Annotated in this window: 13 protein-coding genes; 4 read left to right on the top strand and 9 right to left on the bottom strand. The window is 70.8% G+C overall.

The window, feature by feature from the left end; genetic code table 11:
• Nucleotides 1-75 precede the first annotated feature (75 nt).
• Both NJQ99_RS14555 and NJQ99_RS14550 read left to right on the top strand, forming a co-directional pair.
• The gene (locus NJQ99_RS14555; RefSeq protein WP_269333598.1) at nucleotides 76-867 is read left to right on the top strand and encodes a DODA-type extradiol aromatic ring-opening family dioxygenase; all 792 of its coding nucleotides are present in this window, start codon (nucleotides 76-78) and stop codon (nucleotides 865-867) included.
• A gap of 126 nt (nucleotides 868-993) precedes the next feature.
• Nucleotides 994-2,229, top strand: coding sequence for an acyl-CoA dehydrogenase family protein (locus tag NJQ99_RS14550; RefSeq protein WP_269333597.1), 1,236 nt, complete (start codon nucleotides 994-996; stop codon nucleotides 2,227-2,229).
• Nucleotides 2,230-2,305: 76 nt separating this feature from the next.
• Here the strand turns inward: NJQ99_RS14550 and NJQ99_RS14545 are convergent, their stop codons facing one another.
• Both NJQ99_RS14545 and purD read right to left on the bottom strand, forming a co-directional pair.
• Nucleotides 2,306-3,388 carry a phosphotransferase family protein gene (locus tag NJQ99_RS14545; RefSeq protein WP_269333596.1) on the bottom strand — a complete coding sequence of 361 codons (1,083 nt, stop codon included), beginning with the start codon at nucleotides 3,386-3,388 and terminating at the stop codon, nucleotides 2,306-2,308.
• Nucleotides 3,389-3,507: 119 nt separating this feature from the next.
• Complete coding sequence (gene purD / locus NJQ99_RS14540; protein WP_269333595.1) at nucleotides 3,508-4,791, bottom strand: phosphoribosylamine--glycine ligase; 1,284 nt, start codon at nucleotides 4,789-4,791, stop codon at nucleotides 3,508-3,510.
• 54 nt (nucleotides 4,792-4,845) lie between these two features.
• Here purD and xseA point away from each other — a divergent pair, with 54 nt between their 5' ends.
• Nucleotides 4,846-6,384 carry an exodeoxyribonuclease VII large subunit gene (gene xseA / locus NJQ99_RS14535; RefSeq protein ID WP_269333594.1) on the top strand — a complete coding sequence of 513 codons (1,539 nt, stop codon included), beginning with the start codon at nucleotides 4,846-4,848 and terminating at the stop codon, nucleotides 6,382-6,384.
• A 29-nt stretch (nucleotides 6,385-6,413) separates the two neighbouring features.
• Complete coding sequence (locus tag NJQ99_RS14530; protein WP_269333593.1) at nucleotides 6,414-6,644, top strand: DUF2093 domain-containing protein; 231 nt, start codon at nucleotides 6,414-6,416, stop codon at nucleotides 6,642-6,644.
• A gap of 12 nt (nucleotides 6,645-6,656) precedes the next feature.
• Here NJQ99_RS14530 and lpxK read toward each other — a convergent pair whose 3' ends face one another.
• The 7 genes from lpxK to NJQ99_RS14495 form a co-directional block, all read right to left on the bottom strand.
• Complete coding sequence (lpxK, locus tag NJQ99_RS14525) at nucleotides 6,657-7,658, bottom strand: tetraacyldisaccharide 4'-kinase (RefSeq protein ID WP_269333592.1); 1,002 nt, start codon at nucleotides 7,656-7,658, stop codon at nucleotides 6,657-6,659.
• Nucleotides 7,655-8,971, bottom strand: a complete 1,317-nt coding sequence (locus tag NJQ99_RS14520) for a 3-deoxy-D-manno-octulosonic acid transferase (RefSeq protein WP_269333591.1) — start codon at nucleotides 8,969-8,971, stop codon at nucleotides 7,655-7,657. The genes lpxK and NJQ99_RS14520 overlap by 4 nt, the downstream gene beginning before the upstream one ends.
• Nucleotides 8,968-9,741, bottom strand: coding sequence for a lysophospholipid acyltransferase family protein (locus NJQ99_RS14515; RefSeq protein WP_269333590.1), 774 nt, complete (start codon nucleotides 9,739-9,741; stop codon nucleotides 8,968-8,970). Before NJQ99_RS14515 ends, NJQ99_RS14520 begins: the two co-directional genes overlap by 4 nt.
• Nucleotides 9,722-11,542, bottom strand: a complete 1,821-nt coding sequence (locus NJQ99_RS14510) for an ABC transporter ATP-binding protein (protein WP_269333589.1) — start codon at nucleotides 11,540-11,542, stop codon at nucleotides 9,722-9,724. The genes NJQ99_RS14515 and NJQ99_RS14510 overlap by 20 nt, the downstream gene beginning before the upstream one ends.
• Nucleotides 11,539-11,781, bottom strand: coding sequence for a DUF4170 domain-containing protein (locus tag NJQ99_RS14505; protein WP_269333588.1), 243 nt, complete (start codon nucleotides 11,779-11,781; stop codon nucleotides 11,539-11,541). Before NJQ99_RS14505 ends, NJQ99_RS14510 begins: the two co-directional genes overlap by 4 nt.
• Before the next feature lie 154 nt (nucleotides 11,782-11,935).
• On the bottom strand, nucleotides 11,936-13,294 hold the full coding sequence (locus tag NJQ99_RS14500; RefSeq protein WP_269333587.1) for a TldD/PmbA family protein: 1,359 nt from the start codon (nucleotides 13,292-13,294) through the stop codon (nucleotides 11,936-11,938).
• 46 nt (nucleotides 13,295-13,340) lie between these two features.
• Entirely contained in the window at nucleotides 13,341-14,693 is a 1,353-nt protein-coding gene (locus NJQ99_RS14495) for a methyltransferase family protein (RefSeq protein ID WP_269333586.1), read from the bottom strand.
• Nucleotides 14,694-14,727: the final 34 nt, after the last annotated feature.

Raw genomic sequence — 14,727 nt, 5'->3', positions numbered from 1 at the left:
AAGTAAAGGGCATTGTTTCCCGATTGCGGGCGGGGCATATGCCAGTTTCACAGTCCGCCGCACAGGGGCCGAACCATGACCGAAACAACAGCGCAGCCCGCCGTCTTCGTCTCGCACGGCAGCCCGATGATCGTCGTGGAGGAGAGCCCCGCAGCCCGTTTCCTCAAGGGCCTGGGCGACGAGATCCCGCGTCCCTCGGCGATCCTCGTCGCCACGGCGCATTGGGAGACGGCGGAGCCCACGGTGGGCGGGAACGCCGCGCCAGAGACGATCCACGATTTTCGCGGCTTTCCGAAGGCGCTCTACGACATGCGCTACCCCGCGCCCGGCGCGCCCGAGGTGGCGGAGCGGGCGCGCGCGCTGCTGACGGAGGGCGGGTTCGCGGCAGGCGTTGATGCGGGCCGCGGCCTCGACCACGGGGTCTGGACGCCCTTGATGCTCGCCTGGCCCGATGCCGGCATTCCCGTCGTGCCCCTGTCGGTGCAGCCGCACCGGGGCGGGGCGTGGCATTACCGCGTGGGCCGGGCGCTGGCCCCGCTGACGGAGGAGGGGGTGCTGATCCTCGGCTCGGGTGCTGCGACGCACGATCTCTCGCGCTGGCGCGGCCAGCCGCTCGACGCCGACCCGCAGGAGGACGTGCAGGCCTTCCACGACTGGCTGATGGTCGAAACGCAGGCCGACGACCGGCTTTCGCTGCTGGGCTGGCAGCAGGAGGCGCCCTTCGGGGCAGAGAACCACCCGACGCCGGAACACTTCATGCCCTTCTTCGTGGCGCTGGGCGCGGCCCACGGGCGCGGACCCGCGCGCGTCCTGCACCACAGCATCGCGCACGGCGTCATCTCGATGGCGGCCTTCGCCTGGGGCTGAGCGGGGGTGCGCCTTCGTCACGGTGACGGCTCGGGCTCCGCGCGCTAAGGTGCCTCGCAAAGACGCGGAAAGAACAGGGCGCGGGGGCGAGCGGGTTCCCTCGTGCCGGATATGCGAGGGACGCCCATGGATTTCGCCTATACCCCCCGTGCGCAGGAGCTGATGACGCGCGTCCAGGATTTCATGGACGCGCACATCTATCCCAACGAGCACCTCTATCACGAGCAGCACGCCGCCTTCGGGCCGGACAACATCTGGCAGGTTCCGCCCATCGTGGACGAGCTGAAGGCCAAGGCGCGCAAGGCGGGGCTGTGGAACCTGTTCCTGCCGGAATCGGAGCGTGGCGCGGGCCTCCTCAACGCCGAGTACGCGCCGATCTGCGAGATCATGGGCCGCGTCCACTGGGCACCGGAAGTGTTCAACTGCAACGCCCCCGACACCGGCAACATGGAGACGCTGGAACGCTACGCGACCGACGCGCAGAAGGAGGAATGGCTCGATCCCCTGCTGGAGGGCAAGATCCGCTCCGCCTTCCTGATGACCGAGCCGGACGTCGCCTCCTCCGACGCGACCAATGTCCAGACCGAGATCCGGCGCGAGGGCGACGAGTACGTCATCAACGGCCGCAAATGGTGGTCGTCCGGCGCGCCCGACCCGCGCTGCAAGCTGCTGATCGTCATGGGCAAGACCGACCCGGGCGCCGACCGCTACCGCCAGCAGTCGATGATCCTCGTGCCGCGCGACGCGCCGGGGGTGAAGATCGTCCGGCACCTCACGGTCTATGGCTACGACCACGCGCCGCACGGCCATGCCGAGGTGCTGCTGGAGAACGTGCGCGTGCCTGCGAGCAACATGCTGCTGGGCGAGGGGCGCGGCTTCGAGATCGCGCAAGGCCGCCTCGGCCCGGGGCGCATCCATCACTGCATGCGCACGATCGGCGCCGCGGAACGCGCGCTGGAGATGATGTGCAAGCGGCTGATGTCGCGGCATGCCTTCGGCAAGCTGATCGGCGAGCATTCGGTCTGGGAGGAGCGGGTGGCCGACGCCCGCATCGAGATCGAGTGCGCGCGGCTCCTCACCCTCAAGGCCGCGTGGATGATGGACACGGTGGGCAACAAGGTCGCCCGCTCCGAAATCGCGATGATCAAGGTGAAGGCGCCGGTGATGGCGCTGAAGGTGATCGACGACGCGATCCAGGCGCACGGCGCGGCCGGTGTGAGCCAGGACCCGGGCCTTGCCGCCATGTGGGCCCACATCCGCACACTGCGCTTTGCCGACGGCCCGGACGAGGTGCACCGCCGCACCATCGCGCGGCTGGAGTTCGGCAAGCACGTCGACATGAAGGCCGCGCGCGGACGCTGAACAGCCATCGATGGGCAAGAAAAAGGGCCGGCGGGAGCGATCCTGCCGGCCCGTCGTGTTTCTTGGGGAGAGGGGGCTACTTCGCCCCGGCGGCGCGTGCGAACTCCCACGCGAGTTTCGCAAGGCCGGGGATGCCCTTCACGGTCTGTTTCGCCGCGTCGCTCGTCGCCGTGCCGTCGCGGACGCGCCCTGCGATGCCTTGCAGGATCGCCGCGATCCGGAAGGCGTTGTAGGCCATGAAATAATCCATGTTGCGGATCATCGGGCGCTTCGTGCGCGCGCAATAGGCCTCGGCATATTCGGCCTCGGTCGGGATGCCGAGCGCCGTCAGGTCCGCGCCCGCCATGCCGGGAAAGGCGCCCTCCGCCGGCAGCCGCCAGAGCATCAGATGATAGGTGAAATCGGCCAGCGGATGGCCGAGCGTCGACAGTTCCCAGTCGAGGATGGCCAGCGCCTCGGCGCTGTCCTTCGCAAAGACCACGTTGTCGATGCGGTAGTCGCCGTGGACGATGCAGGTTTCCTCCGTGCGCGCCTCGTCGGGAAGTGCGCCGGGCAGCCAGTCGATCAGGCGGTCCATCTCCGGGAGCGGGTCGGTCTCGGACGCCTTGTACTGCTTCGACCAGCGGCCGATCTGGCGCTCGAAATAATTGCCGGGCTTGCCGAAGTCCGCGAGGCCGACCGCCGCCGGATCGACCGTGTGCAGGGCGGCAATGGCGGCGTTCATGGAATCGTAGACCGCCGCGCGCTCCTCTCCCGACGAGGCGGGCATCAGCGGCTCCCAGAAGATGCGGCCCTCGGCGAAGGACATCACGTAGAACATGGTGCCGGCGATGCTCTCGTCCTCGCACAGGTGCAGGGCCTGCGGGACGGGCACGGGCGTCGGGCCCAGCGCCTTCATCACGCGGTATTCGCGGTCGACGGCGTGGGCCGAGGGCAAAAGCTTGCCCGGCGGCTTGCGGCGCAGGACATATTTGCGCGAGGGCGTTTCCAGCAGATAGGTCGGGTTCGACTGGCCGCCCTTGAACTGGCGGATCGTCAGGGGGCCGGAAAAGCCCGCGATGTGCCGCGCCAGATAGGCCTCGAGCCGGGCGGCATCTATCGCCAGGTTCTCCGAAACCTCCTTGGTGCCGCTGAATGTTTCCTGCCTGGACGTCGCCATCCCGTGTTCATCCTCCCCGTCTGGCGCGGTGATTGCCTATCGCGGGCGACAGGATGCGACGGCGGGGCGGGCGAGGGCAAGGCGCGACGCACGCCGGGCCGGGTTGCGGGTGGGGCGCGCTAGCTCTCCCCACGCTCCCGCGCGACCGCGCGCCAGCCGATGTCGCGGCGGCAAAAGCCTTCCGGCCAGTCGATCCGGTCGACGGCGGCATAGGCGCGGGCCTGGGCGTCCGCGACGCACTGCCCCCGCGCGGTGACGTTGAGCACGCGGCCCCCCGTCGCGACCAGCCGGCCGTCTTTCAGCGCGGTGCCCGCGTGGAAGACGCGCACGCCCTCCATCTCCTTCAGCGCGTCGAGGCCGCGGATCTCGCTCCCCTTGTCATAGGCGCCGGGGTAGCCCTTCGCCGCCATCACCACGGTCAGCGCCGCCTCGTCGAACCAGCGTACGCTCACCCGGTCGAGCGTGCCGTCGCAGGCCGCGAGCATTAGTGTCAGGATGTCGTCCTTCAGCCGCATCATCAGCACCTGCGCCTCCGGATCGCCGAAGCGGGCGTTGTATTCGACGAGCTTCGGCCCGTCCTTCGTGATCATCAGGCCGGCATAGAGCACGCCGACATAGGGCGTGCCGCGCGCCTTGAGCGTTGCGACCGTCGGGCGGACGATCCGCTCCATCGTCTCGGCGACGAGGGCGTCCGTCAGCACCGGCGCGGGCGAGTAGGCGCCCATGCCGCCCGTGTTGGGGCCGGTGTCGCCGTCGCCCACGCGCTTGTGGTCCTGCGCGGTGCCGAAGGGCACGACCGTCTCCCCGTCGCAGAGCGCGAAGAAGGAGGCTTCCTCCCCCTCCATGAATTCCTCGATCACGACCTCCGCACCCGCCGCGCCGAACGCGCCCTCAAAGCAGGCGTCGACGGCGGCGAGCGCCTCCTCGACGGTCATGGCGACGGTCACGCCCTTGCCCGCGGCAAGCCCGTCGGCCTTCACGACGATGGGCGCGCCCCGTGCCTCGACATAGGTGCGGGCGGCGGCGGCGTCGGCGAAGCGGGCGTACGCCGCGGTCGGGATGCCCGCCTCGTCGCAAAGCGCCTTGGTGAAGCCCTTGGACGCCTCGAGCTGCGCGGCCTCCCGCCCCGGTCCGAAGGCGCGGATGCCCGCGCCCGCGAGATCGTCGGCGAGGCCCGCGACCAGCGGTGCCTCAGGCCCGATCACCACCAGTTCCACCGCGTGCGCGCGGGCGAAGCCGATGACGGCGGCGTGGTCGGCGACGTCGAGCGCGACGCACGTCGCCACCTCGGCGATCCCGGCGTTGCCGGGCGCGGCGTAGAGCGTGCCGAGCAGCGGGCTCTTCGAGATGGCCCAGGCCAGCGCGTGCTCGCGTCCGCCCGATCCGATGATGAGTACGTTCATGGCTGCCCGTCCCTGCCCTTACCGTTGCGCCCGCCCTCCTATATGATCGCGGGCATGAGCGCACAACCGCCCGATCCCATTGCCGAACCCACGTCTTCCTCCAACGCGCCCGAATGGAGCGTGTCGGAGCTGTCGTTCGCCCTGAAGCGCACGCTGGAGGATGCCTTCGGCTTCGTGCGTCTGCGTGGGGAGATCTCGGGCTTCAAGCGGCATTCGTCCGGCCATTGCTATTTCACGCTGAAGGACGAGAACGCCAACATCGACGCCGTGATGTGGCGGGGAAACGCCGCACGCCTGCGCTTCCGGCCCGAGGACGGGCTGGAGGTGATCGCGCAGGGCAAGATCACGACCTATCCGGGCCGGTCGAAATACCAGATCGTCGTCGACAGCCTGGAGCCCGCAGGCGTCGGTGCACTGATGGCGCTGCTGGAGGAGCGGCGCAAGGCGCTCGCCGCGGAAGGCCTGTTCGATGCCGACCGCAAGCGCGCGATCCCCTTTCTGCCGCGCGTGATCGGGGTGGTGACCTCCCCCACGGGCGCGGTGATTCGCGACATTCTCCACCGGCTCGACGACCGGTTCCCGCGCCGGGTGCTGGTCTGGCCCGTCGCTGTGCAGGGGGAGGGCGCGGCGGCGCAGGTGGCCGCCGCCATCCGCGGGTTCAACGCGCTCGCGCCCGCCGGGCCCGTGCCCCGTCCCGACGTGCTGATCGTCGCGCGCGGCGGCGGCAGCCTGGAGGATCTCTGGGCCTTCAACGAGGAGGTCGTGGTCCGCGCTGCGGCGGAGAGCGCGATCCCGCTCATCTCGGCGGTCGGGCACGAGACGGATACGACGCTGATCGACTTCGCCTCCGACCGGCGCGCACCGACGCCGACGGCGGCGGCGGAAATGGCGGTGCCGGTGCGCGCGGACCTGCTGGCGACGGTCGCCGACTTCGCGCGGCGCCAGCATGCGGCAGCGGCGCGCCTGATGACGGAACGGCGGGAGAAGGTGCGGGGCCTCGCCCGCGCCTTGCCGCGCCCTGACGACCTGCTGGCGCTGGCGAGCCAGCGTCTGGACACCGCACGCGACCGGTTGCCCCGGGCGCTCAAGGGGTTGCTCGACAAGGGCAGGGCGGACCTCGGCGTGCGCGGGGCTTTGCGGCCCGCGGTGCTGTCGCGCATGGCGGAGGATCGGCGGGCGCGCCTCGACGACGTGGCGGCGCGTCTGGCGCGCGCGCGCGGGCGCGCGGCGGCGGACACGCGCGAGGCGCTGGCCCGCGACCGGCAGCGGCTCGTCGAGCTTCAGGCGCGCAGCACCCGCGCCGTGCGGCAGCGGATCGCGGTATCGGCCGAGCGGCTGACCGCGACGGCGAAGCTGCTCGACACGCTGAGCTATCGCGCGACGCTCGCACGAGGGTTCGCGCTGGTGCGCGACGCGGACGGGCGGCCCGTGCACGCGGCGGCAGGGATCGCCGGCGGTGTCGCGCTCGACATCGAGTTCGCCGACGGACACGTCCGGGCGACGGCGGAGGGCGGCGGCGGACCAACACTCCCGAAGCAGAAGGCGCAACCGAAACCACCGACGCCCGCAAAGCAACAGGGCAGCCTCTTCTAATTGCTGCCCGGAATGATTACAGAGAGCACATGAACGACACACCGATCCTGCATGGCCAGGCTGCCGAACTGATCTACGACGACGGGCAATTCCATGTGCGCACGGCGGGAACGCATGTGTTGTGCGCCGTCACAGGGCGGCCCATCTCGCTGACCGAGCTGAAATACTGGAGCGTGGAGCGGCAGGAGCCCTATGCCACGGCGGCGATCGGTCTGAAGCGCATGCAGGAGCTTTCGGCGGCGCGCAAGCGCGAGGGCTGAAGCGGCCTGGGCCTACGCGCCCGTCCGGTGCCGGGCGGGCAGCATGTCGAGCAGCGCCTCGACCTGGTCGTCGCTGTCGAAGCGCAGCTCCACCGTCACGATCCGCACTTCGCCGCGCAGGTGCGCAGGGATGCGGACCATGTCCTTCTCCGTCGTCACCGGCATGGCGCCCAGGTCCTGGGCCTCGCGCACCAGGCGTTCCACGATCAGGCGGCTGTAGGGATGGTGGTCGGGGAAGGGGATCGTGCGGACAAGGCGCGCGCCCATCGCCTTCAGCGTCGCGAAGAACTTCTCCGGCCGCCCGATCCCGGCGAAGGCGAGGACGGACACGCCTGTCAACGACATGCCCTGGGCGAGCGGGGCGAGGCGCCCACGCATGAGGCGCGGGTCGCGCGGATCGAGCGGGGGCGGCACATGCCCAGCGCCGATCAGCACGATCCCGTGCGCCTTGGCGAGCGCGGCGGCGGCCGGTTCCCGCAAGGGCCCCGACGGCATCACGCGGCCATTTCCGAAGCCCTGGGCCGCGTCCACCACGAGGATCGCGAGGTCGCGGCGCAGGCTCGGATGGTTCTGCAGCCCGTCGTCCATGACGATGACGTCTGCCCCGGCTGCATCGGCGGCCTTCGCGCCCGCGACCCTGTCCTTCGCGATCCAGGTGGGGGCGTAGGCGGCGAGCAGCAGCGGTTCGTCGCCCACCTCTGCGGCGGTGTGCGCGATGGGGTCGACCTGCAGCGGTCCCGTTTCCGAGCCGCCATGCCCGCGGGAGAGGAAATGCACGGCGTGCCCGCGCTCCATCAGCCGGCGGCCGATGGCGATGGCCGTGGGCGTCTTGCCAGCGCCGCCCGCGACCGCATTGCCGATGCAGACGACAGGCGCGCGGCCCTCGTATCCGCCTGCACCACGGAACCGGAGCCTGCCCGCGAGCGACCAGAGCGCCGAGACAGGCGCCAGCAGCCGCGCGGCCAGCGGCATGCCGGCTTCCTCCGGCGGATACCAGAAGCCCGGGGCCTTCATGGGCCCGGTTCCGGTGCGGGCAGGAGCGGAGCCAGCGCCGAAACGATCCGGTCCACGACGCTGCTTTCGTCGACGGCCAGCGCGCGGGCCGCGTCGCCCATGCGCGCCAAGATGTCGGGCGCTGCGGCGAACTCCGCGATCCGTGTCGCGAGCGCATCGGCGTCCGCCACCGTCGCGGCCCCGCCCGCTTCATCGAGACGGGCGTAGATCTCGGCGAAATTGCCGACGTGGGGGCCGTGCAGGATGGCACAGCCGAGGCGCGCTGCCTCCAGCGCGTTCTGCCCGCCGTGCGGCACCAGCGAGCCGCCCAGGAAGGCGAGTGCCGCCGTGCGGTAGAAAAGCCCAAGCTCGCCCAGCGTGTCGGCGACATGGACGGCAGTTGCGGGGCCGATCGCCTCGCCCGCCGACCGCAGCGTCACGGCGAGGCCCTGGCCGCGCGCGAGTGCCGCGACCTCCGCCCCCCGTTCGGGGTGCCGGGGCACGAGGATCAGCAGCGCGTCCGGCGCAGTCCTGCGCAGGTGCGCGTGGGCGCCGAGCACTTGCGTCTCCTCGCCCGGGTGCGTGCTGGCCGCCACCCAGCGCGGCCGGCTTCCAAGCTGGATGTCGAGGGCGGCCACCTCTTCCGCGTCGGCAGGCAGGGGCGGGGCGGCGTACTTCAGGTTGCCCGGTACGGCGACGTCGCGTGCACCGAGCGCCCGCAGCCGTTCGGCAGTCGTCGCGTCCTGGGCGAGGATGCGGGAAAAGGCGGCGAAGAGCCCGCGCGGCGCGCCGGGCCATGTCCAGCGGGCGGCGGACCGGGCCGACAGCCGCGCATTGACGAGCGCGAGCGGCACACCCCGCGCCCGTGCCATGGCGATCAGGTTCGGCCAAAGCTCCGATTCGAGCAGCAGCCCCGCATCGGGCCGCCAATGACCGAGGAAACGCGCCACGGGGGCTGGCGCGTCGAGCGGCGCAAACTGGTGCAGCGCGCGCGGCGGCAAGCGGCGGGCCATCATCTCGGCGGACGTGCGCGTTCCCGTCGTCAGCAGCACGTGCAGGCGCGGATCGCGGGCGAGCAGCGCCTCGATCAGGGGCAGCGCGCTCACCGCCTCGCCCACGCTCGCGCCATGCAGCCAGACGAGCGGTCCCGCAGGGCGGGCCTGCGTGTAGCGGCCGAGCTTCTCGCCCATGCGCGCGCGGTCTTCCTTGCCGCGGGCGGCGCGCCGCTCCAGCAGCCCGGGCAGGAAGGGCAGCGCGGCCCGCGTCGCCAGCCGGTAGAGCGGCAGCAGCGCCGTTCCGGGCAGGGCGCTTGCGCTTTCGGGTCGCCTGCTCATGGCCGGTCACGCGGCGCCGCGGGTGGGATGGGCGCGCGGCCCATCTCCCGGTCGGCGGCTTCGGAGAGCGCATTGAGCCTCGTCTCGACGAGCAGGCGCATCTCCTCCGGGTCGCCGTCGCGCGGAAGGACGATCGGCGCGTCCCAAAGGATCAGCCCGCGTCCGAAGGGCAGTGGCATCACGAAGCGGTCCCAGCTTCCGAACCTGATGCCGCGCCGGACGGCGCCGGTGACCGGAACGATGGGTGCGCCCGACATGCGGGCGAGCGTGACGACCCCGTCCTGCGCGCGCTGGCGCGGTCCGCGGGGACCGTCCGGCGTGATCGCGACGACCGCACCCCGTTCGAGCCGCGCCAGCATCGTTTTCAGCGCCTCGCGCCCGCCCTTGTGCTTCTGGGGCTTGCGCGGATCGCGCGAGGAGCCGCGGATCGCGCCGATGTTGAGAGGGGCGACCGTCTCGGCGATCAGGCTGCCGTCGAGATTGTTGGAGATCATGACCTCGACGGGGAAGGGATGCGGGCGGCAGTGCACCAGCATCATGATCCGCCCGTGCCAGAAGGGAATTATGAAGGGCTTTCCCGCCGCGATCAGGGCCTGTGCCTCCGGGTGGATGCGCCGCTCCCAGCGTACCGCCCAGCCGGTCAGGCGGATGTACTGCCGCGCTGCCCAGGTGAGCAGCCGCCAGCCCGGTCCGAGCGGGCGCGGCGCCACCGGCAACGGCTGTGCCTCCGCCGCAGCGGTGCCGGGCCGATCATCCGCGCGCGGCTGCACGGGGCTCCTCCGGTGCGGGCGTCCCGGCCGTGTCGGTGTCGTCCGACAATTGCGTCTGGTAAAGGCGCGCGTATAGGCCGTCGAGAGCCAGAAGCTCAGCGTGCGTACCCTGTTCGGCCACCCGGCCGCCGTCGAGCACGAAGATCCGGTCGGCGTCGATCACGGTGGAGAGGCGGTGCGCGATGACGAGCGTCGTGCGCCCGCGCATCAGGCGGCGCAGGGCGGCCTGCACCTGGCGTTCGGATTCGGTGTCGAGCGCGCTCGTCGCCTCGTCGAGCAACAGGATCGGCGCGTTCTTCAGCATGGCGCGCGCGATCGCGATGCGCTGGCGCTGTCCGCCGGAGAGCTTCAGCCCCGCCTCGCCCACGCGGGTGTCATAGCCCTGCGGCAGGCCCTCGATGAAGTCGTGAGCGGCGGCGTCGCGGGCGGCTTGCACGATCTCCGCCTCGCTGGCGCCGGGGCGGCCATAGGCAATGTTGGCGCGGATCGTGTCGTCGAACAGGAACGGCTCCTGCGCGACCAGCGCGATGGCCCCGCGCAGGGAGGCAAGCGTCGCCGCGCGCACGTCGGTGCCGTCGATCCGCACCGCGCCCGCCGTCGCGTCGTAGAAGCGGGGGACGAGGTTCAGCACCGTGCTCTTGCCCGCGCCGGACGGGCCGACGAGCGCCGCCGTCGTGCCCGCGGGGATGTCGAGCGTCACCTCGGCCAGCGCAGGCGGTCCCTCCCCGCCATAGGAGAAGGAGACGCCGTCGAACCGGATCTGCCCCTGCACGGCCTCCAGCGGACTGGCATCCGGTGCGTCCTTGATGGTCGGCGCGAGGTCGATGATCGCATAGAGACGTTCGGCTGCTGCAAGGCCTTCCTGAAGCTGCGTCTGAAGACCGGCGAGCGCGCGCACCGGCTGATAGGCCATCATCATGGCGGCGATGAAGGAAACGAACTCGTTCAGTTCCATCGCGCCCGACTGGCCCTTCCAGCCCGCATAGGCGATGGCCGCCGCGATGCCGATGCCGGTCAGTGCCTCGGTAAAGGGCGTGCTGGCCGTGCGCGCGCGGATCGCCTTGACGAGGTGGGCGAGGCGCCGTTCGATCGAGGCGGTCGCCTTCTCCGTCTCGTGCGCCTCCTGCCCGTAGGCGCGGACGATGCGCATGCCGGTCAGCGCCTCCGACACGAGCGTCGAGAGCGTGCCCGTCTCCTCGAACGTGCGCTGGGAGGCCTTGCGGGTGCGCCGCGACAGCCGCTTGACCATGCCGACTGCCGGCACCAGCACGAAGAGCGCGATGCAGGCAAGCTGCCAGTCCTGGTAGAACATGACGCCCGCCAGCACGACGACCGTCAACGCCTCCTTCACCAGTCCGGCGATGATGCGGGAGGCGGCGTCCCGCACGTGGATCGCGTCGTTGACGAAGCTGGACACGACCCGGCCCGAGTGATTGGCGTTCAGCCAGGCGAGGTCGGCGCGCATGATCGCCTCGAACATGCGGATCTGCAGGTTCGAGACGATCCGCTGGCCGAGCGAGGACATCAGCATCGCCTGGCCGTAGGACGCCACCGCCTTGACCATCGACACGACGATGACCGCCGCCGGGATCAGGATCAGCATGTCCGGATCGCGGTCGAGGAAGATGCTCTTGATCGCCGGGTCGAGCAGCCAGGCCGTCGCGCCCGTGGTCAGCGCGACCACCACCATGCACGTGATCGCCACCGCCAGGACGCGCCAGGCGGGTCTCAGTTCCTCGCGCGCGAGCCGGGCGACAAGCTCCCGGCCGGTGCGGGGACGTTCGGTCGGGGTGCCGGTCACGCGCTCTCCGGTGTCTTGGCCGGGTCGTCGGCCGTGCGCAGGCGCGTCAGGTCGGCAACGAAATAGCGCACCATCGCGTTGTCGACTGTCGCCTGCGCAGCCGCACGCCAGGCCGACAGCGCCTTGGCATAGCTCGAATAGATGCCCACGACCTCGATCTCGTCGGGATTCACGAAGTCGGTCCCGTCGAGCGATTTCAGTTCGCCGCCGAACACGAGGTGCAGTCCGCTTTGGGCCATGATGCTCTCAACTCCCGCTGACAGGGCGGCCGGGCCGGAGGAGCCCGCACGCCGCCAAAGAGTACCGGAACACGGTGACGCTGGGGAGAAGCGCCCAAGCGCCGCTCCCTGTCAACACCCGCGAGATGGCAAACCGCACAAGGGGTGCGGGGGCTCAGGCGCCCGCGACCGTCATTCCCTCGATCGCCAGGGTCGGTGCGTTGGTCGCGTTGCGGAACACGAGGTCGTCCGCAGGCGTCAGGCTGGCGAACATGTCGACCAGGTTTCCGGCCACGGTAATCTCGCTGACAGGGTATGCGATCTCGCCGTTCTCGATCCAGAAGCCCGCCGCCCCGCGGCTGTAGTCGCCGGTGACCCCATTGACGCCCATGCCGATGAGTTCCGTGACATAGAGACCGGAGGCGATACCGGACATCAGCTCCTTCGGCGTGACGGCGCCGGGGTGCAGGTAAAGCTCGCTCGCGCCGGGCGAGGGCGGGCTGCCCACGCCGCGCCGGGCGCGCCCGTTGGTCGCGAGCCCGAGCTGGCGCGCGCTCGCGGTGTCCAGAAGCCATGTCTCCAGCACGCCGTCGGCCACAAGGTCGAGCGGGCCGGTCACCACGCCCTCGCTGTCGAAGGGATGGGCGCCGAGGCCGCGCACGCGGTGCGGATTGTCGGTAATGCGGATGCCGTCGCGGAAGATCTTCTGGCCGAGGCGGGCACGCAGGAAGCTGGTCTTGCGGGCGACCGACGTGCCGTTGACCGCGCCCGCGAGGTGGCCTACCAGGCTGCTCGCCACGCGCGGGTCGTAGACGACGGGTACGCGGGCCGACTTCGCCTTGCGCGGGTTGAGGCGGCGCACGGCCCGCATGGCGGCCTCTCTCCCGACTTCCTCCGGGCTGCGCAGGTCGCCCGCGTGGCGGGCGCGGCTGACGTCGTAGTCCCGCTCCATGCCCGTGCCCTTGCCGGCGACGAGCGAGGCGTGCAGCGCGTGTCCCGTCGCACGGTAGGCGCCTGCGAAGCCTCCGGAGGTGACGAGCGCCATGCCGCCCAGCGTGAAGCTCGCGCCCGCGCCGTCGCTGTTGGTGACGCCCTCGACCGCGCGGCCGGCGTCCTCGGCTGCACGCGCAGCCTCGATCAGCGTCTCGGGCGCTGGCTCCACCGGGTCGAACAGGTCGAGATCGGGCCAGGAGGTCGCGAGCCGGTCCGGGTCGGCAAGTCCGGTGTAAGGGTCGGGCGGGGCGGCACGCGCCATCGCGACGGCGCGGTCCACCAGCTCGCCGAAGCTGCCGGACGTGAAGTCGGTCGTCGACACGGTCGCCTGCTGCTGGCCGATGAAGACGCGCAGGCCCATGTCGCGGCTTTCTTCCCGCTCGATGTCCTCGACCTTGCCGAGGCGGACGGAGGCCCCCAGCGCGCGGCTTTCGATCACCACGGCCTCCGCGGCGTCGGCGCCGGCGGCCTTCGCCCGCGCCACCAGGTCGGCGCCGAGGTCGAGGAACGGGCTCATCGCGTCGGCGGCGAGGTCTGTCATGGGCAATCGGGTCCTCTCGTGGTCCTGGCCCGATGCACCGGGCCGGTCAGGGTCGGCGGGGCCGGACGAGCCGGCGCAGGCGGGCGAGCGCCCCATGCTCGGCGATCCAGTCCGCATAGGCGACATAGACCGGGTCGCGCCGCAGGTGCCGCTCCTCCGTCCTGGCACGGAGGTAATAGATCAGGTTGACCCCGGCAAGGAGAAGCGACAGGCGCAGCGCTTCCGCCGGTCCCTCCGCCGAAAGGAACGGCACCGCCAGCAGCCACCAGGAAATGTTCTTGGAGATGTAGGCCGGGTGCTTCGTCCAGCGGAACGGGCCGTTGGTGAGGACGCCCCGGTGCGTCAGGTTCGAGAAGCGGATGCCGAACTGCACGGTCGCCCAGGCGTAGATGCCCACGCAGGCGAGGATCATCAGAGACCAGGCGAACCGGATCCACTCATGGTTCCAGAACCAGGCGCCCCAGGCGAGATTGTCGGCGTCGTAGGCAAGGTATTGCCCCGACACGACACCCCAGAAAGGCGGGTAGCAGACGAGGCACACGAGCCAGCCGAGCAGTGTCGGCTCGGTGGAGCGGATCTGCGCGTCGAACAGGCGCAGCGTCAGCAGATAGCCAACGGTCGCAAACGCGACGTCGACCATGAACATCGACCGGTAGAGCCATTCATAGAACGCCATCCACTCCGCCGCGCCCGCGCCCGGCTGGAACAGGGCGAACACGTCGCGGCTCCACCAGACGTCCAGAAACCATTGCAGGTCATTGGCATAGAAGGACAACATGAGAGGCAGGAAGAAGCCCTTCACGAGCCAGCCGAGCGCATGCTGGCGCAGCACGTCGCCGTCCGTATCCGCCCATCGGCCCGTGACCAGAAGCCCTGTGTGCAGGTAGCCGTCCTCCGGCCGCTGCATCCGCGCATCGGTCACCCAGACATAGAGTGGCGCGATCAGCAGGAAGGGCAGCCAGAGAAGCTCCACCAGCCGCAAGAGGAGCGCGGCCTGACCGTCGCGGTAGACGGGAAACGCCCAATAGACGGCAAGCACGGCGGCAAGCGTTGCGCCGAGGCCCAGAAGCTTCAGCCCCACGCGCGCCGTGCGGTCGCCGACGCGCACCGCGTTCACCGGTGGGTCGACCGGGCGGAAGGGGATGCGCATGACGCCGGTCGCCCATTCCAGCACCACGATGGGAACGGCAATCCCGGCGAATGTGAGCAGCAGCGCCCATTCGGGCTGCGGCCGCCAGGTATTGACGGCCCAGAGCGCGAGCGCAAAGCCGGCGAGCCCGGTGAAATTGATCCAGGAAACCGTCGCCGAGGGCGGCGGCGCGGGCCGGTCCCGCGCAGGCGTGCCCGCGATCGTTTCTGCGGGGGCGGTGGCTGGGGTGGGGCTTGTCGTCTCGCTCATCGGCGGCACTCTAGCGCGCAATCGCAAAAAAAGC

This window comes from Futiania mangrovi (assembly GCF_024158125.1).
In the GTDB taxonomy this organism is placed as follows: Bacteria; Pseudomonadota; Alphaproteobacteria; order Futianiales; family Futianiaceae; genus Futiania; species Futiania mangrovi.
Note: the sequence above shows the minus strand (reverse complement) of the source record. Positions and strands in the feature narration are given on the sequence as shown.